This window comes from Hydrogenovibrio sp. 3SP14C1 (assembly GCF_029625905.1).
Classification (GTDB): domain Bacteria; phylum Pseudomonadota; class Gammaproteobacteria; order Thiomicrospirales; family Thiomicrospiraceae; genus Hydrogenovibrio.
On record NZ_JARTLM010000001.1, the window covers coordinates 25,507 to 50,689 of the forward strand.

General features: G+C 44.0%; 24 protein-coding genes. 14 read left to right on the plus strand and 10 right to left on the minus strand.

What is annotated here, in order from left to right:
- The first annotated feature begins 14 nt into the window (after positions 1-14).
- The 6 genes from P8629_RS00125 to P8629_RS00150 all read left to right on the plus strand — a co-directional run bounded on the left by P8629_RS00125 (position 15) and on the right by P8629_RS00150 (position 4,838).
- Positions 15-335, plus strand: a complete 321-nt coding sequence (locus tag P8629_RS00125; RefSeq protein WP_278163315.1) for a histidine triad nucleotide-binding protein — start codon at positions 15-17, stop codon at positions 333-335.
- 140 nt (positions 336-475) lie between these two features.
- Positions 476-733 (plus strand): Sec-independent protein translocase subunit TatA, encoded by a 258-nt coding sequence (locus tag P8629_RS00130; RefSeq protein ID WP_278163316.1) that lies wholly within the window; start codon positions 476-478, stop codon positions 731-733.
- A 49-nt stretch (positions 734-782) separates the two neighbouring features.
- Positions 783-1,274 (plus strand): Sec-independent protein translocase protein TatB, encoded by a 492-nt coding sequence (gene tatB, locus P8629_RS00135; protein WP_278163318.1) that lies wholly within the window; start codon positions 783-785, stop codon positions 1,272-1,274.
- Positions 1,271-2,377, plus strand: coding sequence for a twin-arginine translocase subunit TatC (gene tatC / locus P8629_RS00140; protein WP_278163320.1), 1,107 nt, complete (start codon positions 1,271-1,273; stop codon positions 2,375-2,377). The genes tatB and tatC overlap by 4 nt, the downstream gene beginning before the upstream one ends.
- Positions 2,310-4,148, plus strand: coding sequence for a thioredoxin domain-containing protein (locus tag P8629_RS00145; protein ID WP_278163322.1), 1,839 nt, complete (start codon positions 2,310-2,312; stop codon positions 4,146-4,148). Before tatC ends, P8629_RS00145 begins: the two co-directional genes overlap by 68 nt.
- A gap of 3 nt (positions 4,149-4,151) precedes the next feature.
- Positions 4,152-4,838, plus strand: a complete 687-nt coding sequence (locus P8629_RS00150; RefSeq protein ID WP_278163324.1) for a zinc metallopeptidase — start codon at positions 4,152-4,154, stop codon at positions 4,836-4,838.
- On the opposite strand, the gene P8629_RS00155 is transcribed toward P8629_RS00150, so the two are convergent.
- Positions 4,835-5,533, minus strand: coding sequence for a ComF family protein (locus tag P8629_RS00155; protein ID WP_278163325.1), 699 nt, complete (start codon positions 5,531-5,533; stop codon positions 4,835-4,837). The genes P8629_RS00150 and P8629_RS00155 overlap by 4 nt on opposite strands.
- A 70-nt stretch (positions 5,534-5,603) precedes the next feature.
- Between P8629_RS00155 and bioB the strand changes: the two genes are divergently transcribed.
- From bioB to bioC, 4 genes are read left to right on the plus strand one after another with little or no spacing between them, the layout of a single operon-like run.
- On the plus strand, positions 5,604-6,620 hold the full coding sequence (gene bioB, locus P8629_RS00160; RefSeq protein WP_278163327.1) for a biotin synthase BioB: 1,017 nt from the start codon (positions 5,604-5,606) through the stop codon (positions 6,618-6,620).
- Between the two features lie 21 nt (positions 6,621-6,641).
- Positions 6,642-7,835 (plus strand): 8-amino-7-oxononanoate synthase, encoded by a 1,194-nt coding sequence (bioF, locus tag P8629_RS00165; protein ID WP_278163329.1) that lies wholly within the window; start codon positions 6,642-6,644, stop codon positions 7,833-7,835.
- 9 nt (positions 7,836-7,844) lie between these two features.
- Positions 7,845-8,678, plus strand: a complete 834-nt coding sequence (gene bioH / locus P8629_RS00170) for a pimeloyl-ACP methyl ester esterase BioH (protein ID WP_278163331.1) — start codon at positions 7,845-7,847, stop codon at positions 8,676-8,678.
- A gap of 3 nt (positions 8,679-8,681) precedes the next feature.
- The gene (gene bioC / locus P8629_RS00175) at positions 8,682-9,611 is read left to right on the plus strand and encodes a malonyl-ACP O-methyltransferase BioC (RefSeq protein ID WP_278163333.1); all 930 of its coding nucleotides are present in this window, start codon (positions 8,682-8,684) and stop codon (positions 9,609-9,611) included.
- A gap of 3 nt (positions 9,612-9,614) precedes the next feature.
- Here the strand turns inward: bioC and P8629_RS00180 are convergent, their stop codons facing one another.
- From P8629_RS00180 to P8629_RS00205, 6 genes are all read right to left on the minus strand, one after another.
- Positions 9,615-10,619: an LPP20 family lipoprotein gene (locus tag P8629_RS00180; protein WP_278163335.1), complete on the minus strand. Its 1,005-nt coding sequence runs from the start codon at positions 10,617-10,619 to the stop codon at positions 9,615-9,617.
- Between the two features lie 10 nt (positions 10,620-10,629).
- Positions 10,630-11,643: a CsgG/HfaB family protein gene (locus tag P8629_RS00185; protein WP_278163337.1), complete on the minus strand. Its 1,014-nt coding sequence runs from the start codon at positions 11,641-11,643 to the stop codon at positions 10,630-10,632.
- Positions 11,644-11,649: 6 nt separating this feature from the next.
- A complete protein-coding gene (locus P8629_RS00190; RefSeq protein WP_278163340.1) occupies positions 11,650-14,526 on the minus strand; it encodes a methyl-accepting chemotaxis protein in 2,877 nt (958 codons plus the stop codon).
- A 99-nt stretch (positions 14,527-14,625) separates the two neighbouring features.
- Positions 14,626-16,488, minus strand: a complete 1,863-nt coding sequence (locus P8629_RS00195) for a TIGR03545 family protein (protein WP_278163342.1) — start codon at positions 16,486-16,488, stop codon at positions 14,626-14,628.
- A complete protein-coding gene (locus P8629_RS00200; protein ID WP_278163344.1) occupies positions 16,485-16,988 on the minus strand; it encodes a DUF2062 domain-containing protein in 504 nt (167 codons plus the stop codon). The genes P8629_RS00195 and P8629_RS00200 overlap by 4 nt, the downstream gene beginning before the upstream one ends.
- Positions 16,989-17,018: 30 nt before the next feature.
- The gene (locus tag P8629_RS00205; RefSeq protein ID WP_278163346.1) at positions 17,019-19,343 is read right to left on the minus strand and encodes a primosomal protein N'; all 2,325 of its coding nucleotides are present in this window, start codon (positions 19,341-19,343) and stop codon (positions 17,019-17,021) included.
- 212 nt (positions 19,344-19,555) lie between these two features.
- Between P8629_RS00205 and P8629_RS00210 the strand changes: the two genes are divergently transcribed.
- From P8629_RS00210 to P8629_RS00225, 4 genes are all read left to right on the plus strand, one after another.
- Complete coding sequence (locus P8629_RS00210) at positions 19,556-20,029, plus strand: DUF2059 domain-containing protein (protein ID WP_278163348.1); 474 nt, start codon at positions 19,556-19,558, stop codon at positions 20,027-20,029.
- Positions 20,030-20,134: 105 nt separating this feature from the next.
- Positions 20,135-21,337, plus strand: coding sequence for a tryptophan synthase subunit beta (gene trpB, locus P8629_RS00215; protein WP_278163350.1), 1,203 nt, complete (start codon positions 20,135-20,137; stop codon positions 21,335-21,337).
- 78 nt (positions 21,338-21,415) lie between these two features.
- Positions 21,416-22,270 (plus strand): class I SAM-dependent methyltransferase, encoded by an 855-nt coding sequence (locus P8629_RS00220; RefSeq protein ID WP_278163352.1) that lies wholly within the window; start codon positions 21,416-21,418, stop codon positions 22,268-22,270.
- 71 nt (positions 22,271-22,341) lie between these two features.
- Positions 22,342-22,890 carry a lipocalin family protein gene (locus tag P8629_RS00225; protein ID WP_278163354.1) on the plus strand — a complete coding sequence of 183 codons (549 nt, stop codon included), beginning with the start codon at positions 22,342-22,344 and terminating at the stop codon, positions 22,888-22,890.
- Here the strand turns inward: P8629_RS00225 and pdxH are convergent.
- The 3 genes from pdxH to P8629_RS00240 form a co-directional block, all read right to left on the minus strand.
- A complete protein-coding gene (pdxH, locus tag P8629_RS00230) occupies positions 22,887-23,528 on the minus strand; it encodes a pyridoxamine 5'-phosphate oxidase (protein WP_278163355.1) in 642 nt (213 codons plus the stop codon). The genes P8629_RS00225 and pdxH overlap by 4 nt on opposite strands.
- Positions 23,528-23,716: a CPXCG motif-containing cysteine-rich protein gene (locus P8629_RS00235; protein WP_336618908.1), complete on the minus strand. Its 189-nt coding sequence runs from the start codon at positions 23,714-23,716 to the stop codon at positions 23,528-23,530. Before P8629_RS00235 ends, pdxH begins: the two co-directional genes overlap by 1 nt.
- 107 nt (positions 23,717-23,823) lie before the next feature.
- Positions 23,824-25,182, minus strand: a complete 1,359-nt coding sequence (locus tag P8629_RS00240) for a 4Fe-4S binding protein (RefSeq protein WP_278163358.1) — start codon at positions 25,180-25,182, stop codon at positions 23,824-23,826.
- Between the last annotated feature and the right edge of the window lies 1 nt (position 25,183).

Genomic DNA, 25,183 nt, shown 5'->3' on the forward strand with positions numbered 1-25,183 from the left:
TACAGGAAAATACCATGACACCTGAGAAAAGCATTTTTAGTAAAATCATCGATCGTGAAATCCCGTCAGAAATTGTCTACGAAGATGAAAAGTGTATCGTCATTAATGACATCAACCCGAAAGCGAGAGTGCACCTATTGGTGATTCCCAAAAAACCGATTGCCACCCTATTTGACCTTGCCCCAGAAGATAAAGATGTCATGGGACACATGATGTTATTATTACCGCAACTGGCTCAATCACAAGGGTTAGATGGCTTTAAAACACAAATCAATACGGGTGAATCAGGAGGCCAAGAAGTCTTTCATGTCCACATTCACTTGCTCGGAAATTAATTTAATTTAAATAGAAACCAAATTTTTGAAATCGAATGGTTTTTAAACCGTTCAAGCTATTTGAAAAATACACTAAAATTCTGCTATTATTAGCGGTCATTTTATAAAAGGATCACCCTTTTTACTGGAGAAACAAAAAAATGGGCATTAGCATTTGGCAATTATTAATCATCCTTGCAATCGTTTTAGTATTGTTTGGAGCAAAAAGATTAAAGAACGTTGGGTCTGATTTAGGTGGTGCAATCAAAGGCTTCAAGAAAGCTGTTTCAGACGAAGAGAAAAAAGATGAAGAAAAAACTGCCGAGCAAAAACTGGAACAAAAAGACGATGAAAACGTTTTTGATGTAAAGGCTGAGCAAAAAGCAGAAGAAAAACCAGAAACAAAAGATAAAGCGTAAGAACGCTTTCACACCCTTCACTTCTACTTAAATTAAAGGCATACGCTAGATGTTTGATATTGGTTTTTTAGAAATCATCGTCATTTTGGTCATCGCACTCATCGTCATCGGCCCTGAGCGTATGCCAGAAGTGGCCCGAAAAATCGGGCAATTCATGGGAAAAACCAAACGGTTTATCAACTCCATGAAAGAAAACAGTGAAATCACTGAGACCGTGCGGGATTTACAAAATTCAATGAATATTGAAGAAGAGAAAAGAAACCTTGAAAGCGTCAGCGAAACGCTGCAAGATGACTTTTCTAAAATTCAAGATGAGTTTGGTATCGATCAGGAAATCTCCCGCCCTTTTACCTCAGAAGAACCGACTGCATTCTCAGGCACGCAATTTAATAAAGCCCCTGCACAGCCTAAACTTCCAACAGACGAAGAATCTGAAATACCATCGACACCGGAAGAAAGCAACAAAACACCGGCTAAAACCGACAAATCCGATGCTTCGATGTCTTCTGAATCAACACCAGAAAGTTCAAGCAAGCCATGAGTCAGAGTGCAATTCCGCCAAATGACCAGGAAATGACACTGGTTCAACACCTGTTAGAGTTTAGAAACTCGGTTACTAAGGGTATTCTGGCGATATTGATATTGTTCGTTATTTTATTCCCTTTTGCGAACGACCTATATCTTTACATTTCGGAACCTCTGTCACGCTTCCTGCCTGAAGGCACCAGCATGATTGCGACAGGTGTGGCATCGCCTTTCTTAACGCCTTTCAAGTTAAGTTTGGTGTTGGCTATTTATTTGGCCATGCCATTTTTATTGTTCCAAGTCTGGTCTTTCATCGCGCCCGCACTCTATCACCATGAAAAGCAACTGGTAGGCCCTTTACTGTTCTTCAGTTCTTTCTTGTTTTATGCCGGGGGGGCCTTTGCTTATTATGTTGTGTTCCCACTCGTATTCGGCTTCTTATCCACTGCTGCACCGGAAGGCGTTACGGTTGCGACTGACATCTCTCTATATTTAGATTTCGTCATTAAAATGTTCTTCGCCTTTGGGATTGCCTTTGAGGTTCCCATTGTCGTGGTGCTGTTGATTTTAACGCGCATGGCCTCCCCACAAAAACTCTCCCATGCCCGCCCTTACGTGGTCGTAGGGGCCTTTGTCATCGGCATGCTGTTAACACCGCCTGATATCGTTTCTCAAACCTTGTTGGCCATTCCCATGTGGTTGCTGTATGAAACCGGCATTATTGTGGGAAAAGCCGTTTTAAAAGCGCGCCGTCAAAAAGAAGAGGATGAATTGGAGGAAGAAGATGAAACTGCCCCGAAACAAAAGCCAACAGCTTCCGGTCAATCTAATCAGGCGACTTCATCAAAGTCAGAGGAAACCGATCCTTATGCAATAGCAGAGGAAGATTTCGATAATCGTTATGCCGACCAGCTTGAAGATGATGAAGACTGGGATAAAACGTTTGATGAAATTGATTCTGAATTTTCTATTTTAGAGCAGGAATATAAAAAGCGTAAAGAAGCAGAACAAGCTGAAAAAGACGCTAAAAATGAAGAGGCGAAAAAAGAAGATGACCAATCTCCTTCCGACTCAACTCAAAACGAATCGTCAGACACCTCTACGAAATCGGATAAATAATATTCAAAAACTGCCAGGCCTGGCGGTTTTTAACGCTATTTTATTTGCTTTTTTTTATTGCCTATTTCCGCTTACCGTCTCTGCCCAACCTGATTTTTCTTCCAAAAATGCGTTAAATCAACACCCCTCACCTTATTTAGCAATGCATGGTCAAGATCCTGTAAATTGGCAGCTATGGCAACCTTCTGTACTCAAAACCGCCCAACAAACCAATCAGTTAATCTTTCTTTCCAGTGGCTATTTTTCCTGTCATTGGTGCCATGTCATGCAACAGGAAAATTACCAAGACCCAACCATTGCTGCCTACCTGAATCAACATTTCATCTCTGTCAAAATAGACCGAGAACTATCGCCTGATATTGATCAATACCTCATTCAGTTTGCAAAAAAAGCGGCCGGACATGCCGGCTGGCCACAACACGTTATTTTGACTCCGGAAGGCTATCCTTTTTTTGCTTTTGTTTACCAGCCTAAAGCTCAACTTCTGACCACTTTAAAACGTATTGTTGCGCTATGGAATCAGTCACCTGCGCAAATTAGACAAGCAGCCAAAAAAGCAGTTTCATTACCTAAACCTGTGCAAAAACAGCCATTCAATTTAACACAGACCGCTTTTATTCAGCGGTTCAACCAGCAACTTTCCTATCAGGCTGACCAACTCAGTGGGGGCTTAAAAGCCAGTAATAAATTTCCGAATACCGCGATGCTACAAACCACCCTTAACCAAGCAAGCCGTCCAGAGATTATCTCTGACTGGCTTTTGTTAACCTTGGATCAAATGCAATCCGAACATTTATTTGACCATGTAAATGGCGGCTTTTATCGTTATACCGTAGATCCGGAATGGCAGACCCCTCATTTTGAAAAAATGCTTTACACTCAAGCTTTATTGGCTAAGTTGTACTATCAAGCGGGTAATGAATGGCATAGAAATGATTATATCGAGACGGCAAGACAAACCCTGAAATATGCTGAAACCCATCTATGGAATCCAAAAACACAGTTATTTAGGGGCAGCCAGTCTGCCATTGATAAAAATCATATAGAGGGCGGTGACTATCTATGGACACAAAAAGCGCTCAAAGATCAGCTTGCCCCGAAAGAATATCAGGGTGTTAAAAAAGAATGGCAACTCGACAAACCTGCGCCTTATGATGCGGGCTGGCATCCTAAGCCCACTCAGCAATTTTGGCAGAGCATTCAAACAAAGCTGAAAGTCAGTCCAGACACCATTCCAACCGATACCAAAAGCATTCTCGGCTGGAATGGCTTAATGTTATCGGCCTACGCAGCTGCTTATCAATTTGATCCGGCACACTTAAAAGAGATTCAAAGAAAAGCGCAATCGTTGTCGCAGCGGCTCATCAGCGCATTTCAAACCAACCCGCCTCGTGCTTTTTCACTTAATAACCAGCCAATGGGTGAAGCCAATATTCAAGACTATGCTTTTGTCATCCAAGGACTGAAAGACTGGCAGAAACAGACAAAAGACAAGACTTTGCAAAAAAACATTCAGAGACTGCAGCAACAAGCGAAAAGCAAATTTTTAAGCCCGCAAGGCTGGCATTATAGTGATGCACCGACATTGCCAGGGCAACAGGGAATGTGGGCCATGGAAGACGATGCCCTTCCCAGCCCCACAGCGATTTTAGATTGCGGAAACTCAACACATCTGGCACACTCTCAAGACGAATTGCAACGCTATCCTTTAGCGTATGCCAGCTATGCCGCTGCATGGGATTGTTTTCATTCAACAGAAAAGGTCGATTGAATAATGGGGTTATTAATCATTGGGTTTATCGTTTTATTTGCGATCACCTCTTTACCCAATTTATGGACGAATCATATCCTCAAAAAATACAGTCGTCCGCACCCTGATATTCCTGGCACAGGTGCTCAATTTGCAGAACATTTAATTAACAAATATGAATTGCCGATTACTTTGGAGGAAACGCCTTCAGGCGACCATTACGACCCCATTGAAAAGGTGGTGCGTATTTCCGCTGAAAATTATCACTCCAACTCCTTGACCGCCATCACCACCGTTGCCCATGAAATTGGACATGCCTTGCAAGATAAAACAGGATACGACCCCTTAAGACAAAGAACCGTTATGATCGAACGCTCGCAATGGATGCAAAAATTCAGCGGAATTGCGTTAATGATCACGCCCGTTTTAATCCCTTTACTCCATACCCCGATGATTGGATTGGTGACCTTTGCTGCAGGTTTTATCGCGATGGGAGTTCCCGTCATGATTCATTTATCAAGCTTGCCCGTTGAGTTCGATGCCAGCTATAAGCGTGCGCTCCCCCTTTTAAAAGAAGGCAATTATCTTTCGAACAATGATCTTAAGAAAGCGCATAAAATTTTACGAGCCTGTGCCATGACCTATGTTGCAGCATCGTTATCCAGTTTGTTTAATTTATGGAAATGGATTCGAGCCATTAAAGGCCGTTAAATCATTTTACTAGTGGCTTTGGCAACGACCCAAGCTTGAATTTTCAAGTGTGGATAAGCTCGTTTTAAAGTTAAGGCCAGCTGATTAAGTGTCGCGCCAGTGGTCATCACATCATCTAATAAAGCCACTTCCTTAACCTTTGCCAGTTCATCAAACGAACGCTGGTTCAATGAAAAAGCGCCCTTCACATTTTGCTGTCTCGCCTGCGCATTCAACATCGCTTGGGAGGACGTTGCTTTCAGTCGATGTACCACGGTCGGTAAAACCGGAATCCCTGTCATTTTTGAAACCTGTTTGGCCAATTCCAACGACTGATTAAACCCCCGCTCCAATAAACGAGAGGCGTGTAACGGTACGGGAATAATGGCCTCAACCGTATCAATCTCCAGGTTATCGACCCACAACTCAGCCAATAATCGACTGACATAAAGTTGTTGTTGAAATTTTAGCGCATGGATTAAATCCTGCGCCACACTCTCATAATAAAATGCCGCCTGAGTTCGGTAAAAAGCCGGTGGATTGACCAAGCAACTACCGCAGACTTGTGCCACCGGCATCTTTTCCGCACAAACAGGACAGCACTGGGCAGGCCGGGTCATTTTTTGCAGCAACTCCGGAGCCAAATCCACCGATTGACCTTTTTGGTCGGTTAACGTGCAGACCGGTGGAAACAACCACTTTTCAAATCGGTTCATATTTCTTAAGATAGTTCACTGGCTAAATAAGCTATAATAACGTAACGAAATGCAATAATGGAAAGAAGATATGGCACTGGGTGACGTACGCAACGATTGGACTCTCGAAGAGATTAAAGACATTATGAATCAACCGTTTAACGACTTGATGTTTCAAGCACAAACGGTTCATCGTCAACATTTTAATCCCAATGAAGTCCAAACCAGCACTTTGGTTAACATTAAATCCGGCGGCTGTGCAGAAGACTGCGCTTATTGTTCTCAAAGTGCTCGCAACCAGACAGAAATTGAAAAAGAACAGATGATGGAAGTGCAAGAAGTCATCGAACAAGCGATGGCAGCCAAAGAAAAAGGCGCCACTCGTCTGTGTATGGGGGCCGCTTGGCGAAACCCAACTAAAAAAGATTTTCCGCGTGTATTGGAAATGGTACGCGTTGTTAAAGATTTGGGGCTGGAAACCTGCCTGACCCTCGGCATGCTGAATGACGACCAGGTCAAGCAATTGAAAGATGCGGGGCTAGATTACTATAACCACAACCTGGATACGTCAGAAGCTTTCTACCCAAAAATCATTACCACTCGAAGCTACCAAGACCGTCTGAATACGATTGATAAAGTGCAAGAAGCGGGTATCAACGTCTGTTCTGGTGGTATTATCGGCATGGGCGAACAACACAAAGACCGTGCCGAACTGATTCGCACGTTCGGAACCATGCGCCATCATCCCAACTCGGTTCCGATTAACTTATTGGTGCCAGTTGAAGGGACGCCTTTAGCGCATATGAAAGACAAAACCGATTCTTTCGAGTTTATCCGAGTCATTGCGACAGCACGCATCGTGATGCCACAAACCTATGTCCGCTTGTCTGCTGGACGAATGGAATTGACCGATGAAGCGCAAGCGTTGTGCTTTCTGGCAGGTGCCAACTCGATCTTCTATGGTGACAAGCTGTTGACCACTGAGAACCCTGAAGCAGACCATGATGAGCAGTTATTCGCTAAGTTAGGGATTCAAATGCAGCAAAATGCTAAAGTCGAAGCCGCTGCAAAGAAACTCGCTGAACAAACCACTGAACTCACCGCTTAATCGAGCGTATAGTCTTTTTATATGGCGATTGAGTCTATCGAAAACCGTTTTGCCCCCATTTTAGCAAAGCGGGAAGCTGAATCCCTCTATCGCCGCCGACCATTGGTTACCTCACCGCAAACTGCAGAAATGCAAATCAATGGCTTACAGGTCATTAACTTTTCCTCTAACGATTATCTGGGCTTAGCCAATCATCCAGCACTCAAACACAGCTGTGAGACGATACAAGACCTCAGTTATGGATCTGGGGCGGCGCATTTAGTGACTGGGCACCATTTGGAGCACCACCTGCTGGAAGATGAACTGGCCGACTGGTTAGGTTGTGAACGTGCGTTACTGTTTTCAACTGGTTATATGGCCAATTTAGCGATCCAACAAACGCTTATGCAAAAGGGAGACTGGATTCTTGCCGACAAACTGAACCACGCCTCTCTGGTTGATGGCGCCCGCTACTCTGAAGCCGACCTTAAACGCTACCCACATTTAGACATGACCGCATTGGAAAAACGCTTACAAAAAGCACAACAGGAAAACCGTCAATGTTTGATTGTGACCGATGGCGTGTTCAGTATGGATGGAGATTGTGCCCCTTTACAAACCATTCAAGCATTAGCCAAAACCTACCAGGCCTGGCTGTTTTTGGATGATGCCCATGGTTTTGGTCCTTTGGGAGAACAAGGTAAAGGGACACTCGCTCACTTCAACTTAACGCCAGATGAAAACACCATTATCATGGGGACGCTCGGCAAAGCCTTTGGTGCCTCAGGTGCTTTTGTCGCAGGCAGTGAGGTTCTCATCGAAACCTTGATTCAAATGGCACGTCCATACATTTATACCACGGCCATGCCCCCTATCAATGCCAGAGTCGCTCGGACTGCTCTAAAACAGGTTCAACAAGCCGATGCCGAACGCGAACAGTTAAGACGTAATATCCAACAATTTCAAACGGGCGCAACCCAGCTTGGCTTAACCCTGTGGCCGTCAGACAGTGCCATCCAGCCGATTATGTTAGGTAGCAGCGAACAAGCCGTTCTCTGGTCCGACTTTTTAAAAAAACAAGGCCTGTGGGTGACTGCAATTCGCCCGCCAACCGTTCCGAAAAACACCGCCAGACTTCGTGTCACGCTGTCCGCAGCCCATACCGACGCACACATAAAAAAATTATTACACGCTTTAGCTCGGTGCCAAGATGATTTTCCTTCATCAAACACGTAAAATAGCGCCATGAAAAAAATCACCCTGCATACTGACATTTTGTCTTACCAAGGCAACCTTCCACCTGAACAAGTCGAAAACTTGACCCTGATTCACGGCTGGGCGGCAGAAAATTCAATCTGGGATGATTGGGCAAAGGAAACGCTTTGCCCTTATTACGAAGTCATTCTAATTGAGTTACCTGGCTTCGGCAGCAGCCCCCACTTTGAAGAGTTGACCCAAGAAGCGCTCAATCCAGCTTGGCTTGATGCCTTAGCTGCTCAATTGCCTGCACAAACCCATTTGTTAGGCTGGTCATTAGGGGGGTTGCTCGCTCAACAACTGGCCGAGCAATTTCCTGAAAAAATCAAAACATTAACCTGTCTCGCCTCAACCCCTCGGTTTGTGCAAAATGATGGGTGGAAATGGGCTGTCAGTCCGCCATTGCTAGCGGATTTCATCAAAGCAATGGGCGTTGAATATGGCGGGGTACTAAAACAATTCTGGCGATTGCAATTACAAGGATCCGAGAATGCGCGTCCTTTAATGAAAAAACTCACGCAACACATGAGCCACCGAAGTTTGCCGCATTATTCAGGATTATTACAAGGTCTATATCTACTGCGCGATATTGATAACCGAGATTTACTGCTACAGTTGCAACAGCCGACTTTATGGTTACTGGGTGAACATGACCCTTTAATTCCTCAGCAATTAATAGAAGACCTTGCTAAGCTTCAACCTGATGGCCAAACCAGTATTGTTTCTGGTGCGAGTCATATGCCATTTTTTTCACATCCAACTGAAACAGCACAACAACTGATCCAATTCCTTCAAGCGCACCCTTACAAAGCGACCTCTTAAGATATGCAAAAATTTAGCCGACCTCATATTCAAAAACATTTCGACCATGCGGCCGTCAGTTACGACGAAGCCGCCGTTTTACAGAAACAAGTCGCAGAACATGTGGATGAACGGTTAGATTTAGTCATCATTGAACCGAAAACCATTTTAGATGTCGGAGCAGGTACAGGCATCCTAACCAGTCAACTGGTACAGCGTTACCCCAAAGCCAAGGTGATTGGGCTCGACCTGTCTCATAATATGCTTGAAAAAGCTTACTCAAACCTGAGTCCAACTATCTGGAAAGGGCTCCCTCAATTTTTATCAAAGGTACTTGGTTTGACGACCCCTCGAGCTCAGCTCATCAACGCGGATGCGAATAATATTCCGCTCGCTGATGACTCTGTCGACTTAATTGTGACTAATTTGATGTTGCAATGGTGCGATGATTTAGATGCCGTATTTCAAGAATTCCGTCGAGTGTTAAAACCAGAAGGTTTATTAATGCTGACCACTTTTGGGCCGGACACTTTGAAAGAGTTGCGCCAGGCCTGGTCAGAAGTGGATGGGCAGGAACACGTTAATACCTTTATTGATATGCATGATATTGGCGATGCCTTGATTCGAAATGGATTTGGTCAACCGGTGATGGATGTGGAGCACTTTACACTCACTTACCAAAAACCCATCGGGGTTCTGAAAGATTTAAAAGCGATTGGCGCAACCAATGCCAGCACAGACCGACAGCATGGTCTAATGGGAAAACAACGCTTTACTCAAATGCTGGAAGCCTATGATAGGCAACGGCAAAATGGATTGATTCCCGCAACCTATGAAGTCATTCACGGTCATGCATGGGCAGCACCTGAAGTGGTTAAAGGACCAAGCCGAAACCGCGATGGGTTAGTAGAAATCAGCCTAGATGAGTTCGCGAAGCAAACAAAATCACTTTAACGTTTAAAGCAGCTTTAATCCGATTAGCTGGTTCAACCCTTGTTGATCCAGCTGTTTTTGTAACTTTCTGGCAACCTGGTTTAACGCTTGATCTAAACTTTTAACCGCTTGTCCTTTTAAATGAATTTGATTGCCACCAACAGATACGCTCTGGCTCAACACTTCAATATCTAAGACCACTCGTGCAATATAAAACCCATAGGCTTTAGATTGATTTAGGTTCGTGCTTAAACGGATAACGGATGCCTGATTCGATTCTGTTAAATGCCTCACTTGAAACCCTTCTTGACTCAATGCATGTTGAATTAAGGCTTCCCATTTCTGGCTCTGACGATCCGTTTCAATAACCCATTGAATTTGAGATTTTAATTCAACTGACCGGCGCTGATAATGTGTTAAAAATTCACGATAGGGCTGAGTTGAAAAGGCCGGATTTAAGGTTTCTAAAAGCCGAATCGTCTGCTCAAATTTCTTTAATGAATCCAAACTTTTTTTATAAAACAGATACTGTATTAATACACTACTGCCGGAGTGAGTCTGTTCAGCGGTCTGCAATAAAGACATTTGCTGTTGTACTTGAGCATTTAAATCATCAAACAGCGTCATCCGGTTCACTTCTACCAGCGCCACATACTTACCATAAGCCAGTTGTTCAACTTCAATCACCTGATAGTCTTGGATTGCAATCTCTGAAACCCGAGAACGAAGCTGTTTTTGTGTGGTGCGGTCAACGAGAGTATAAGTCGACTCTTTAACGTTCAATTGGGTTTCAAAGTTGGAGGCTACATGAATAGTCAGTTGAGAGGCCATATCCACCAAAGCAGCATGAATCGCTGCCTTTCGCGAATCACCTTCTCCAGCCCCATATAGTGCGCGGCCAGAATCATCACTCGGTAAGGTTAAAAACCAATCAGGCACTGGCTTTTCAGCAGTCGACAATGGTTTGGTACTTTGAGAGCTACAGGCGCTTAACAGTAACACCAGCAAGAACATACTCCAGTATTTCATCCTGCGCCCTTTATTGAGAAATTTGTGATAACGCTTTTTCGCGTTTAAGCATAACTTGATCAATACGAACCACGGCTTGATTAATCTCATCAACCGGTTCTTGCTGAAGCTGATCGGCCATTAAATAAAGTCGCTTGGCATCTTCCAGTTCACCTTGTGCTTCTTTTACCACCCCTAGATTATAAGCGGCAACATAAGACTGGTTTTGAGTTGATGTTAATAACGTGCCTAATAAACGCTCTGCTTTATCCAAACGCCCAGCTTCGATATACTCAATCGCAACCTCTAATGTTTTTTCCTGTTTAGCGGTATAGTCCAAATCAGGGTCATCCAGTAGCGAGACGCTCAGCGTTGTATAATGTGGGGTCAGTTGGTACACAAATTCATTCGCAACCTGATTCGCCAGTCTGCCTAAGCCATCAGACTTGGAAGGTAAGCTGTTACGATCATCTTGACAGTGTTTCCACTGTTGGCTTTTTGAGAAAGCATCTGCGTAAATAATGTCTGCCTTACTTACGTCGGTCATTTTAATATTGGCACTTAAATCAATGGTTCGGGTAATACAAAACACCCGATAGGATCTGATTTCTTTACATTTATCATCCACGCATTGTGTGCGCTTTTCATAATGGCGGTTATCTTTGATGGATGCGGAAACCACTTCACCAGAAATAAACGCTTGCGCACCTAGAATCTCTCCGGCCTCAACTAGCTTGGTGTCATTTACAACGCCACTGTATTGCAGCTTTTGTTCATCTAAAATACGCGTTATTTCATCACGACTGATCGTTGTAAAGTAGGTCTGTCCATTCAAGGTTTGCTTCGCCAAAAGCGCTTCTATTTTGCCAGACAGTCCAACCGTATCTTCTTTGAAATCTGAAACGGCAATTTGCTTCGTCTGGGCAGCACGATCAATCTGCGCTGGCTCCAACACTTGAATTTTGACATTTTTGGAGCAGCCCGTCGCGGCTAGCGCTATCAAAACAGCCAAGCTTGAAAATACACCTTTTGTCAGAAAGGACATCTTCATTTACCTGTTTTGATTAGTCGTATTGGGCAACGCAGCCACTGCTGTTTTTTTGGGCGCGGCCAATCTATTACTATTGGTTAATGATTTGACCTGGAAATAAGCCACCTGACTGCGCATTTCTTCAGATTCTCCTCTGAGCATATCTGCTGCATGTGCGGTTTCTTCAACCAGTGCAGCATTCTGTTGAGTCACACCATCCATGTCTTCAACCGCTTCATTAATTTCTTCGATACTTTGCGTTTGCTCGTTGTTTGCCTGTGCAATATCTGAAATAAAACGATCCATTTGTAAAATCATATTCAGAATAGATGAGAATTCCTGTTCTGATTTTTCAACCAAACTTTCACTATGCCCGACTTGGCCCACACTTGTTTCAATCAAACTACGAATTTCTTTGGCAGCTTCTGCTGATTTACCTGCCAAGGTACGCACTTCACCGGCCACCACAGCAAACCCTCGCCCCTGCTCACCCGCTCTTGCCGCCTCTACAGCCGCATTCAATGCCAACAAATTGGTTTGGAAAGCAATGGAGTCAATCAACCCAATAATATCGGAAATTTTTTGACTGGACTCAGAGAGTTCTTGCATCGAGTTCATGGTTTGTGACATCACTTCTGCGCCACTATCCGCCTGTTTTTTTGCTTCAGAAGCTAAATCCGAGGCTTCTTTGGCACTTTCGGCATTCTTGCGAACCGTATGCGTAATCGATTCCATTGAATTAACCGTCTCTTGCAAAGTTGAAGCTTGTTGTTGGATACGATCCGATAAATCCTGACTGCCTGATGCAATTTGACTCGAGGCATCACTCACCGTTTGAGAGGACAACATTAAACCAGACACAGCGCCACTGACATTATCCAAAGAAGCATTCAAGGCGTCTTTCATCACATTTAATTTACCTTGATAGTCGCCTTCAACGCGCTGGGTCAAATCCCCTTTCGATTGTGCAACAATCACATTGACCGTTTCGGTGATACCGTCTTCTAACTGATCTAATGAATGGTTGATATTGATTTTCAAAGCATCTAGCTCTCCCATCAAATTTGCATTCAAACGACTCGAGAACTCACCAGCTGCAATATCTTTCATGGTCGAATTAATTCCCCTGACCGCTTCATGCGTAACCTGCATCGCATTTTGCAGATCAGAAACCATTACGGAAAAATCGCCCTCAAATTTGGTTTGTGACTCAAAATCGTACGTGGCTTCCTTAATACAATGAATCGCACGTTCCAGCTCAGAGATGACATCTTTAATCTTGTCAGCTGACATATTGACGTCGGTTTTTAAGATATTCAGGTCGCCTTTTGCATCGTCGTTATAACGATGATCTAAATCCCCTTTCGACAAGGCAGACACCATATCAGAAACCCCAATCATTAATTGCTGAACCGAGGTCACGTACAAATTAAAGTTTGTCGCCATACGCCCTATTTCGTCTTGGTTCTCCACATCGGCACGAACCGACAAACTTCCTTCTTTCGAAGCTCTTAAAAGCTTTTGCGTCAATGATTGCAATGGTTTTAATACAAAACTACGCATACGCCAGTACACTTGAATCAACAAAAGAATAAAGCCGCCCGTCATGGCAATTTGCGACACATAAATCATAAAGTAAGTGTCACTTAATAGCTTATCCAGAATGACCATCGGCTCTGAGATCAAATGCGCACCGACCAATTGGTCACCATGTTTAATTTTTCCCAACACCAATAATGTATTGTCCACAACCGTATAACCTTGGCTGGTCAAACGCTGTTTATTCGTATCTTTTAACAATTGCTTGATCGGGGATGTTTTAAAACTTTCTGTCAATTCAAACTGCCCTTTTTCAAAGGTTAAAGCAGCGTAGCCATGTTTGGATTCTTTTTCTAAGTTAGCAACCTGTGTTAACGGCAGACTCACCACCACTAACCCAATTATTTTATCGCCATAAGGAACGGGAACCTGGGCTTGAACATAGCCTCCCTCTTTTTGAAAATGAACTTTGGTTTGAGTCTCTGCCGGAATGGATTCGACATCCACATTAACCCCACTGTTGGCTACTTTTTTTAAGTTCGCATCAAAAATAGCGAGCCCTATGCCCGGCATATTGGCGCGCTTGACATACTGTTCATAGTTAACTTTAACGATCTGCCACAGCACAGTATCCTGATGGTCGTACAACCCATAAATCACCGCTGAGTTCCCAGCAATCCCAACCGCATTCGTCAATGCAATTTGGCTTTGACTTGCAATTTCCGAATCAAGATTTTTAAGCAGCAGTTCTTGGCGATCCTTGACCGCACCAGAGTAAAGATTATCGGCAACATTCTGTAAATATATCTGCAACGCTGCACTCAAGATGATTGCCATCACAATCAACGGAATAATCGTTTTACCTAAAATACTTTTTTGCGGTAAAGGACTCAGGCGTGCGAGTTTTTGAGAGAAAGGTGCCATCACCACACCATTTTTAATCAAACGCTTGCCTTTACGAATTAAGCCATAAGCATTTTCTGCTGCGGCCACTTCTTTTTGACTGATCGGGTTTCGAATCGACTTATAACCAACAATCTTGCCATTCTGGAAAACCGGTGCAATATTCGCCTCAACCCAATAATGGTCACCATTTTTACAACGATTTTTTACCAATTGGTGCCACGGGCGACCTTTCTTTAAAGTACACCACAAGTCTTCAAAGACTTTTTCAGGCACGTCTGGGTGACGAATAAGATTGTGCGGTTGTCCTTTTAATTCCTCCCAAGTAAAGCCGCTGACTTCAATAAACTCCTGGTTTGCAAAAATAATATTGCCTTGTAAATCGGTTTCTGAAACAAGGATGTAATTACTGGGGATGTCATACTCTTTTTGTGTAACCGGAGAATTATTTCTCATCAACGTGCCTTTTTTCCTGTAGTGCAACTTTCTTTTTTAAAGAAAATTATTTAATTATCATTTTTCTAACAAACCGATCCTTGGTTGATAGACCTGTAGTTAAAATTTAAAAAGTTTTTTCAGCTCTTGACCTACGGCCTTTTCCGCTTCTTTTTTGACTTGATCTTCGAGTTTCGCACTCAACATTTTTTCAATATTCTGACTGTCTTTTTCGAGTGCTAATTGCTCACCTAATAAGCCTTTTAATTGTTGGTTAATCGGGCCTAATTCCTGTTCAAGTCGTGCATTCAACTCTTGTCTCAATTGCGTTTTTACTTGTGCAACTTCTTTATTCAACGCTTTATTAAAAGCTTTTGATAACAACTGATCTAAGTTTGATTTTGCGCCAATATTCGGTGCCGTAACGCTGCCCTCTATATCGGCCTTCACGTTAAATTGATTCACTTCCTTAAAAATAGGCGCAATATACCGCTTGACCTCTTTAGACTTTGAGCCAGACACGGTCATAGCCACTTTCTGATAGTTTAAATTTATCAGCGCATCCACCTTGTCCAGTCCGACCAAAGACACGTTACCCGCCACATCAACCACAGCTTGGTTCATCGTCACCGGTAATGTATCGTCTTTTAAAATATCCCACTGTTTGACTTGATAAGCCTGCCATGAAAAATCTGCTTGATTGATGGGCGCATCCGGTTTTACAAAATTACTTTGCCCATTGATTGTCAATGCGGTTGTTTGACCTTTAGGCATTGCCTTAATGTTAAACAGAATCGGCAACCTAGAAGATGGATGATCAAATGTCACCTGGGAGGCTTTCCCTTCAATACGCCCCCATTGCATATCACCCGACACATTCACCCGCTTCACAATGAAATCGGGCTGAGGGTCATATTCTTTAAAAGCCACGTCAGTCCCTAACGCCCGAACGGGTGCAAGCGCTTTCTCTTTAGCTTCTTCAGCAGCTCTTTCGGCTTGCATTTCTTTTAACTTGGCAATAAAAGGTTCCGCTTTGCGATACCACTTGAGTCCGGTATTGGTCCAAGATTGAATCTGTGGCCCAAACAATAAATACGTTACATTCGACAAGCCAGTTTGATTCATCGCATATTTATCCATCAGACGATTAAAGTCTTTGCTTGGCATCGATTTCAACGCCACGACTTGTTGTTGAATCTTTGGTAATTGCGTTTTAAGTAGATCACTGGCTTTTTCGATTGATTGTTTTTTGGTTTCCAGTTCAGATTTTAACTGTTCAAAAGCCTCTTTTTTCGCTGCAAAATTTTTATAATCGCTAACCTCGCCCTGCGTTAGCTCGCTCAATCGTTTCTGATAAGCTTTCAGGGCTTTATCATCCGGCAAATTATCTTGTAATTTTGCCCAGGCCTGGTCGACGTCTTTTAACTGACGCTCAATGGCATTCGCGGTTTCCACGGTCTGCAATGATTCACGTTTTAAAATCTCATCAGGATTCGGCAGCGCCATATTTGGCAAATCAATCCCTTTCGAGGTGGCTTTATTCTCCGCCTTTCCTGTTTCCTTTTTCTTTACTTTTTTAGGTAAAGCGCCAGAGGTTTTTCGCGGTTGATGTAATGCCAAATCATTAAAAAAAACATCCTCAACCACCGTACGGCCAACGACTAGATGATAAAAATTCAATGACGCACCAATGCGCTTAATCACCAAAATATTTTCCATCGGTTTATCAGGGTCGGTAATTTGTAAATTCTGAACGCCAAGTTCCAAAGGCATCAATCCTAAATCTAAACTTCCGATTTCGATTTTGGCGCCCCAGGCTTGAGAGGCATAATGCTCTAATTGATTCTTCAAAACCAATGTGAAACTGAAATATCCAAGCGCGACAATGCCAGCGATGACGGCCAAAAAAACGCCCAAGCCTGACCATCTGATCCAGCCTTTCGGAGATTTAATTGAATCTTTTGTTTGATTTTCGGTACTCATTTCATCACCTCCGATAAGAAGTTAGCGCCTTTGGCTCCTTTCAAAACGCGAACGATTTTAAATTTGTTCACCCATATTAAGAATCTTACACGGTAAGCTTTGACCAACATTAAGAATACGAAAAAAGCTGGTAAACTTAAAAGATAAGCCGTCAACACACTGCCCATCACAATCGAATTATTGAAATGCAAAATACGCCAGAAGGCATTGTTATACATCTCTGTGAGCACTGGTTGTAAGCTTTCCAGCTGCAACACCCACAGACCGACTTGATTGAAGACCGGATCCAATAAATAAGCTAACCCACTAAAGAAAAGCGTCGACACGATGACGGCTGAAAGATTGACTCTTAAAATAAAGAGCAATGCCAAAGTTAACAGGTTGTGGGGGAACAATAGCGGCGTTAGCCCAAGAATCATTCCCAGTACAAACGACAGGGCAATTTGACCGGGGTACTGATTTGCATTTAATGCTTTGAACAGTTTAATCAACAACGACATGCTTTCTCCTAGTCCACTTTTTAGCGGAATTCAACTCATTTCCTGTGGATCAACATCTAACGACCAACGGACTTTTTTAGCTTGATTTGACGTGTAAAGGTGTGTCTCAACCTGAGCCAACCATTGATGCAAAAAACCACGATGCACACCTTGTATCAACAGCTGATAACGATACCGGCCCTGACGCCGAAGCATGGGAGCACTTACCGGGCCAAAAACTTCTAACCCCTGTAACGCTTCTGCCTTGACATCGTCGGGTTCACTTACCGATAAATACGAACGCAACATCGACATTTTAGCAAAGTTCAATGCACTTTTAACGTCATTTAAAAAGGTCCAGCCTGCATTCGCATCCACCGCTTCGGCACGGAGTAATACCTGATACTGAAAAGGCGGTAAATCCGCTTGATCGCGCTCTTTCAATGCCTCTTTCGCAAAAGCCTCATACCCTTGCTGTACCAGTACTTTCAGCAAAGGATGTTCTGGGTGATGGGTTTGAATCACAACCTGTCCCGATCGTTCGCCGCGTCCGGCTCGACCCGAGACTTGAACCACTAATTGTGCCATACGTTCGGCAGCACGAAAGTCACAACTGAACAATCCTTGATCAATATCAAGTAACCCAACCAACGTCACTTTTGGAAAGTGATGCCCTTTTGCCAGCATTTGAGTGCCGATGAGAATATCTGCCTGCCCTTGACTTGCTTGTTCGGTTAACGCCATCATTTGGCCTTTATTGCGCGTGGTATCTCGATCTACTCGTAGCACTTTATACGCCGGAAACCACTCTCGCACTACCGCTTCCAACCGCTCTGTCCCTTGCCCTATCTTTACAAAAGAAACAGAGCCACAGCTTGGACAATCATGCGGTGCTTTCGCTTGATACCCGCAATGATGACAGCGTAACTCATTCACCTGCTGGTGAAATGTCATATTGGCATCGCAACTCGGACAGGCCGCCTGCCAGCCACAGTCATGACACATCAATACCGGTGCAAAGCCGCGTCGATTCAAAAAAAGTAACACCTGTCCACCCGCTTCCAAATGGGATTGAACTTGTTGTTTCAAAGGCTGTGACACCCCCTCTTCCTCAACCTGCCCACGAACATCCAGCAACTGCACTTCCGGCATTTTGGCATCTCCTGCCCGTTGTTTCAGGTGCAAATGCTGATAACGCCCACTCAACGCATTATGTAATGCTTCCAAAGAGGGGGTTGCCGAACCCAATACCACCGGAACATTCTCCAATTGCGCTCGACGAACTAAACAATCTCGTGCGGAATATCGAAAGCCATCTTGCTGCTTAAAAGACAAATCATGTTCTTCATCCATAATGCACAACCCCAGATTCGCAAAAGGGGTAAAAATGGCAGAACGTGTTCCCAACAAAACAGTCACTTGATGTGTTTTCACTAACGACCAGGCACAATGACGTTCTTTATCGTTGAGGCCAGAATGCATCACCGCAACGGGTGCTTGCAAATAAGCTTCAAACCGCTTGACCGTTTGTGGTGTTAACCCAATTTCGGGTACCAACACCAACACCTGCTTCCCTTGAGCAATGACCGACTCAATCATGCCAAGATACACTTCTGTCTTGCCACTGCCGGTCACACCCTCCAATAAAAACGCCTCAAAACCGGACGTTGCTAAAACCGCATCCACTGCCATCTGCTGTTCGGCATTTAAAATATGCCCAGGCCTGGCGGTTTTTTCACGCACTGGCATCGCATGTAAACAGCTTTTTTCGGTTTCATTTACCCAGCCCTGCTCTTGAAATCGTTTCATCGGCAGACGCCACTGACTCAAGGAACGATTTAAATTTTCCGCTGTCACCGCTTCATCTTGTTCTTGCAGTACATGCCATAACGCTTTCTGTTGCGTTGCCCGAGACGATATCTTGTTTGCCGCATCTTGCCCAGCTTCAGTCAATTGCCAAGCAGGCACACCGTCAACTTCAACCATTTCGCCTTCTTTCAAGCGTTTGGGAAGAGCCGTTTGCACGACATTGCCAATCGGTTCATGGTAGTAATGGCTTGCCCATTGTAATAACGCCATTTCCTGTTCTGAAAAAATAGGCGTTTCATCAATGACCGTTTCCAGCGCTTTTAATTTTTCTGACGCCACTTCGACTTCGTCACTCAATGCCATCACAATCCCAATCACAGATTTATTGCGAAACGGGACTTTGACACGCCCTCCCACCACAGGAAGAAAGGACTCTTTAGACGCTGTCTGCTCTTCAGGCTCCAAATCCAACGCCAATGTTGCGAGCGGACGGTCAGTTTCTTCAGTGTGAATTCGATAGTCCAAAGGCGATAAAAAAGGACCTGGCACGGCAACTTTAACGAACATAGAAAAAAGAAGAGTCCTTAGAAAACATAAGCATTAATAAAACAAGGATACAAAGAGACTTTGCAAACAATGTGAAGACTATTATTGTAACGCTCTTAGAGTATGAATCTACTGTCCTTTCTGAAAAAACTAAAACGAGCACGGGGGATAAAAGTTGTCATCCCGCCTTGGCTTCCGCTAAACTTTTGTCTAGATTTAATAAGGATAATCCTATGACCTATTCCAAACTCGCTCATGCTTCAATCGGATTTCTATTAAGCATCATGCCACTCTATGCAAACGCAGAACCGCCTCAACCCGCATCAAAAGAAAGCATTCAAACGCTGATGCAAACCACTGGGGCCGAAAACATGGCGAAGCAAATGGCTGTACAAATTATTCCAATGCTCAAAAAACTCGTGCCGGAAGCACCTGATCGTTTTTGGGAAGATTTCTTTAAAGAAATTAATGCCGAACAGATCAATGAACTGATTATTCCGATTTATCAAAAATATTTAACCGAGCAGGATGTGCAAGCCATCAATGCCTTTTACCAAAGTCCTGTTGGACAAAAACTCATTCGTGTTCAGCCTCAGATCTCTAAAGAGTCGATGGTAGCGGGTCAACTCTGGGGACAACAAATCGCTCAAAAAGTGATTAAAAAATATCAGCAACAACAAAAACAACAATCAACCCCACCTCAGTAATGCGGCTTTTTACAAGCAAATACTTTGCATCGTTTTAAGCAAAGTGTATGCTTTACAAATTAATTTAATTTTCACACTTAGAACAATAAAAAAACAGGAGCAAGCATGTCCTATCTTAAAAACTTCCCCAATCAAGAAGGGTATTTTGGTGAATTTGGGGGTGCGTTTTTACCCCCGGAACTGGAACCGCATTTCAAAGAAATCAACCAAGCTTATTTAACGTTAGGACGTTCTGCCGATTTTTTGAATGAATTAAAGTATATCCGCAAGCATTACCAAGGCCGTCCAACGCCGGTTTATTATGCTCACAACCTCAGTCGAGAAGTGGGTGCGCATATTTACATGAAACGTGAAGACTTAAACCATTCCGGCGCACACAAACTAAACCACTGCATGGCAGAAGCGCTTTTGGCGAAACATATGGGCAAAACCAAACTTATTGCCGAAACAGGTGCTGGACAACACGGGGTGGCTTTAGCCACTGCAGCAGCATACTTTGGTATGGAATGTGAAATCCATATGGGTGAAATCGATATTGCGAAGGAAGCCCCAAACGTCACTCGCATGAAATTACTCGGTGCGAATGTTGTCCCTGTTTCGTTTGGCGGCCGCAGTCTAAAAGAAGCGGTCGATTCAGCATTCCAGTCTTATGTGCCTCAAGCTGACTCGGCGTTATTCGCGATTGGATCGGTCGTTGGCCCACACCCCTTCCCAATGATGGTACGTAACTTCCAATCCGTTGTCGGACATGAATCTCGCGAACAGTTTTTAGAAATGGTTGGCGAGCTACCCGATCAAGTCGGCGCTTGTGTTGGAGGCGGTTCCAATGCCATGGGCATGTTTGCCGGCTTTATCGACGATGACAACGTAACGTTAAACGGTGTTGAACCGCTTGGAAAAGGCACCAAACTCGGCGAACACTCTGCCACCATGACCTATGGTAAACCTGGGATGATTCACGGTTTCAAGTGTATGTTACTTTCGGATGAGGAAGGAAACCCCGCCCCCGTTCATTCCATTGCCTCAGGTTTAGACTATCCAGGCGTCGGCCCGGAACATTCTCACCTTAAAATGGAAGGTAAAGTGAATTATCACGGCGTGACCGACCAAGAAACATTAGATGCCTTCTACAAACTCTCCAGCAAAGAAGGCATCATTCCTGCGCTTGAAAGCTCTCATGCGGTTGCATGGGCAATGAAACATGGACAGGAAAACCCAGGCAGTACCATTTTGATCAACCTATCCGGCCGAGGCGATAAAGACATCGACTATGTCACCGAAAACTTCGGTTTCGGTGAAGATTTGTAATCTTCTTGCTGCAAAACGGATTAGGCAAGCACACCTTGTCTAATCCAATCCCCCCCGTCAACAAGTTCCCTGCTTTCGATGAAAACCTCTTATAATAAGCAGATGCAGACCTCTTTTTTTCCCATCATGATTGACGACCAGCTTTTGCCGGACAAAGCGCACGCTTTAGCACAGCAATTAAACTTGCCTTTAATTTCTTCATCAGATATCGAAAAGAACACCCCATTAATGAAACTGGGATGGTGGCAAGACGTTAAAAAATCAGGCGATGACATCGATGAAACGAACTATAAACTGGCGTTATTTCCACCCAATACCGGTCCGGTATCTATCGACTTTGTCACCGGCAAGAAAAATCATCGTCGTCAATTCGGTGGTGGAAAAGGCCAACCGCTAGCACGTGCCGTGCTCGCCGCAGAACAGCCTAAAATTGTTGATGCCACCGCAGGCATGGGAGGAGATGCCTTTGTCTTTGCCAGCTTGGGGTGCGAGGTCACCATGATTGAACGTTCGCCGATTATTGCCGCATTGTTACAGGATGCGTTAAAACGTGCCCAACAAAATGAGACTCCGGAAGAAATTCATAAAATAGTCAATCGGCTCAGCTTAATCAATGAAGATGCCGCCCAATATTTAACAACTCAAAAACCCGCCTGCGATGTTATCTATCTTGATCCTATGTACCCGGAAAAGAAAAAAACCGCTGCCACCAAAAAAGAAATGCAAGCCTTGCAACACTTGGTTGGCCCTGACATGGACAGTGAAACCCTTCTCGATGCGGCACTCCATATTGCGCAAAAACGGGTTGTGGTCAAGCGCCCTAAAAATGCGCCCACTCTAGGGGGAATTCAACCGAATGCTGCCATTCAAAGCCCGAATACACGTTATGACATTTACGCCATCAAAGCGCTAAAGGCGGCTGGAAAACTTTAACACTTGCATCCCTTTCTTGGGCACGGTATGTTGTTAACACGTCTCAATTAAGTTCAAATTTGGAGTGGGTCATGCGGTTTCGTGATTGGTTGACAAAAACGACAGGGGTGTTAGGTCTTTTTCTACTCAATGGATGCACCCAAGTACCTGAAGGAATCACCCCCGTCAGCCCGTTTGAACTCGAGTCTTACTTAGGACGCTGGTATGAAATTGCCCGACTGGACCATTCTTTCGAAGCAGGGTTAACCGAAGTGACAGCAACCTATTCTCGTCGGGATGACGGCGGTGTTAAAGTCATTAATCGCGGTTGGAATAGTGACAAAAATAAATGGAAAGAAGCTATCGGCAAAGCGTATTTTCTCGATTCCGAAAACGTAGGCAGCTTGAAAGTCTCTTTTTTCGGCCCTTTCTATGGCGGTTACCATATTGCCAAACTGGACTCGGACTACCAAATGGCATTGATTGTCGGCCCCTCAAAAGACTATGCCTGGATTCTGTCACGACAAAAACACCCAAGCCAAAAGCAATGTGATTTATATTTTAAGGCCGCAAAACAGCTCGGCATTAAGCAAGACCAATGGATTCAAATCCAATCTTGTCAAAAAACCACCCCCTCTTAAGGCGCCAGGCGTTGTTTGACCCATTGGTTTTCTTCCAAGGTATAACAAATACGGTCATGCAGACGATTATCCCCGCCTTGCCAAAATTCAATTTGGTGGGGCACCACGAGATACCCTCCCCAGAAATCTGGAAAAGGAATCTCTCCGGATTGAAACTTCTGTTTCATCTTTTCGAATTGCGATAGCAATAACTGTTTTGATGAAATGATTTGGCTTTGATGACTTACCCAGGCACCGATCTGACTCCCTTTCGGCCGGGAAGCAAAATAACGCATGGAGTCTTTTAATGAAATTTTTGTCGCGACCCCCTGAATTTTGACCTGACGCTCCAGTTCCAACCAGTTAAAGTGTAAGGCCACCTTAGGATTGTATTGAATGTCTTTTGCTTTCTGACTTCGGTAATTGGTAAAGAAAACAAATCCATCATCACTGAACTGTTTGAGCAGAACGGTTCGAGTCGAGGGCTGGCTATCCTCATTCACGGTAGACAGCACCATCGCATTTGGCTCTAACAACTCTGACTTCTGTGCCTGATGAAACCACTTTTCAAACTGCACGAACGGGTTGTCATCGGTATTGCTTTCATCCAACCCATCTTTTAAATAACGCTGCCTTAAATCTGCTAAATTCAAAGTCATCAGACTTCATCCTCGCTTAATGCATCTATCTCAATAGTTTCATCTTCGTTCACTATGACATGAAAATGGATCGGGTGGCAACACACACTACAATCTTCAATATAATCCTGTTGCGAAACACTCGTATCCACCAAAACTGTAATGAATTCCCAACAATAAGGACACTGTATCGTTTTTTCATCCATCATAAAATCAGCCTCCCCGAACACACCTTTACTCAATCGGTCTTGCTCTATCTTAAAATAAAAAAGGCGCCTGATAGCGCCTTTTTTTAAATAAAGAGTGACTCTAATGGTTACTGCGCTCTGGCCCAGAGCGTTAAAACAACCAACCCTAAATACACCCAAATAATCAAACCCGATGAAAGGTAAGCCACCCCGTATCGAGAGCCAGACAGGTTGAGTTTTTTCAGCTTCCGATACAAAATCACACTGCTCACAATCACTGCCAAGAAATTGAACAAGTTAAACAAATGTATCCAGCCATCTCGATGACTTGCTAAAGGTTTCATCACTGACTCTGAATTGATTAACCAATAATAAGCATTGCCTAAATCTGGCGCATAATGAATAAAGAAAAAGCTGCCTATATGACTGAGCGCACCAATCAACATCAAGGACCCAAAAGCTAATCCAGCCGTTTCAAACACTTTCCAAAAATCAATTTGCGTGAATCGGCTGGTCAACCACATGCCACCTAACGTTAAGCTAAAGGTCATTCCCACAGCCATCAACAGCGCAACTAACCCGACCCAATCCATCATCGGAATGACGGGCATCACCGTTTCCAACCAATTACCCACTTGGAACCAAGGCAGGCTTTCTTTAATCGGGCTGTGGCCTAATGCATGATGGAACCGCATCGCCATCGTAATGACCGCCAAAAGCGTAATAAAGACCCAAATGGTCATACGATCCAACTGTTTCACAGGTTGAATCACTTGTTTGGCAAAAGAAGATACCTTCCACTGCACCGAATCACACGCTTGCGCGCAATCCATACACAAGGTGCAATCCTGCATATTATTCTTTTTTTCAAATAAATAAGGGCGAAGATTCCACTGACAGGCTTTCACGCAATCAAAACTTCGACACGTTTGACAGTCGGACGACTGGGTTTCCAAGCGGGCAAAACTGACCTTGCCATAAGACTTAATTACCGACCCGATTGGACAACCGTAGCGACAATAGTCCATATTACGATACAAATAAAACCCTAATAAAGCGATGACTGTCAACACGAGAAAATACATCGCACTGACATAAGGCACTTTTAAGAAATCCGGAAAGACATAGACCGGCACCCAGTAGCTCAACACTAACAGCCCAAGTCCCCAACCACGATGCCGTAGCCAATTCGGCATCAACTTCTGCGGACCGATTTTATTAAGGTACTTTCCAATAAAGCTATGCGGACAAACCGCACAGAAAAGCGGTCCAAACGTCACCATGGACACCACTAAAAAGAACGGCCAAAAAAGAGACCAAAAGATGGCAATTGTATAGGGGTTTTCCGTCTCCGTCGGATACGTGATGCCAAAATAAACCGCACTGGCAAACAAAGCGAGTACCGCGACACGCAAAGTGTTCAATAACAATGGAGAACGGAAAATCGTGCCCAAAACAGGCCAATTTAATAAGTTATTTATTTGCATG

Coding starts and splice junctions, on each gene's coding strand:
- P8629_RS00125 (WP_278163315.1), top strand. CDS start 15: ATGACACCTGAGAAAAGCATTTTTAGTAAAATCATCGATCGTGAAATC.
- P8629_RS00130 (WP_278163316.1), top strand. CDS start 476: ATGGGCATTAGCATTTGGCAATTATTAATCATCCTTGCAATCGTTTTA.
- tatB (WP_278163318.1), top strand. CDS start 783: ATGTTTGATATTGGTTTTTTAGAAATCATCGTCATTTTGGTCATCGCA.
- tatC (WP_278163320.1), top strand. CDS start 1,271: ATGAGTCAGAGTGCAATTCCGCCAAATGACCAGGAAATGACACTGGTT.
- P8629_RS00145 (WP_278163322.1), top strand. CDS start 2,310: ATGACCAATCTCCTTCCGACTCAACTCAAAACGAATCGTCAGACACCT.
- P8629_RS00150 (WP_278163324.1), top strand. CDS start 4,152: ATGGGGTTATTAATCATTGGGTTTATCGTTTTATTTGCGATCACCTCT.
- P8629_RS00155 (WP_278163325.1), bottom strand. CDS start 5,533: ATGAACCGATTTGAAAAGTGGTTGTTTCCACCGGTCTGCACGTTAACC.
- bioB (WP_278163327.1), top strand. CDS start 5,604: ATGGCACTGGGTGACGTACGCAACGATTGGACTCTCGAAGAGATTAAA.
- bioF (WP_278163329.1), top strand. CDS start 6,642: ATGGCGATTGAGTCTATCGAAAACCGTTTTGCCCCCATTTTAGCAAAG.
- bioH (WP_278163331.1), top strand. CDS start 7,845: ATGAAAAAAATCACCCTGCATACTGACATTTTGTCTTACCAAGGCAAC.
- bioC (WP_278163333.1), top strand. CDS start 8,682: ATGCAAAAATTTAGCCGACCTCATATTCAAAAACATTTCGACCATGCG.
- P8629_RS00180 (WP_278163335.1), bottom strand. CDS start 10,619: ATGAAATACTGGAGTATGTTCTTGCTGGTGTTACTGTTAAGCGCCTGT.
- P8629_RS00185 (WP_278163337.1), bottom strand. CDS start 11,643: ATGTCCTTTCTGACAAAAGGTGTATTTTCAAGCTTGGCTGTTTTGATA.
- P8629_RS00190 (WP_278163340.1), bottom strand. CDS start 14,526: ATGAGAAATAATTCTCCGGTTACACAAAAAGAGTATGACATCCCCAGT.
- P8629_RS00195 (WP_278163342.1), bottom strand. CDS start 16,488: ATGAGTACCGAAAATCAAACAAAAGATTCAATTAAATCTCCGAAAGGC.
- P8629_RS00200 (WP_278163344.1), bottom strand. CDS start 16,988: ATGTCGTTGTTGATTAAACTGTTCAAAGCATTAAATGCAAATCAGTAC.
- P8629_RS00205 (WP_278163346.1), bottom strand. CDS start 19,343: ATGTTCGTTAAAGTTGCCGTGCCAGGTCCTTTTTTATCGCCTTTGGAC.
- P8629_RS00210 (WP_278163348.1), top strand. CDS start 19,556: ATGACCTATTCCAAACTCGCTCATGCTTCAATCGGATTTCTATTAAGC.
- trpB (WP_278163350.1), top strand. CDS start 20,135: ATGTCCTATCTTAAAAACTTCCCCAATCAAGAAGGGTATTTTGGTGAA.
- P8629_RS00220 (WP_278163352.1), top strand. CDS start 21,416: ATGAAAACCTCTTATAATAAGCAGATGCAGACCTCTTTTTTTCCCATC.
- P8629_RS00225 (WP_278163354.1), top strand. CDS start 22,342: ATGCGGTTTCGTGATTGGTTGACAAAAACGACAGGGGTGTTAGGTCTT.
- pdxH (WP_278163355.1), bottom strand. CDS start 23,528: ATGACTTTGAATTTAGCAGATTTAAGGCAGCGTTATTTAAAAGATGGG.
- P8629_RS00235 (WP_336618908.1), bottom strand. CDS start 23,716: ATGATGGATGAAAAAACGATACAGTGTCCTTATTGTTGGGAATTCATT.
- P8629_RS00240 (WP_278163358.1), bottom strand. CDS start 25,182: ATGCAAATAAATAACTTATTAAATTGGCCTGTTTTGGGCACGATTTTC.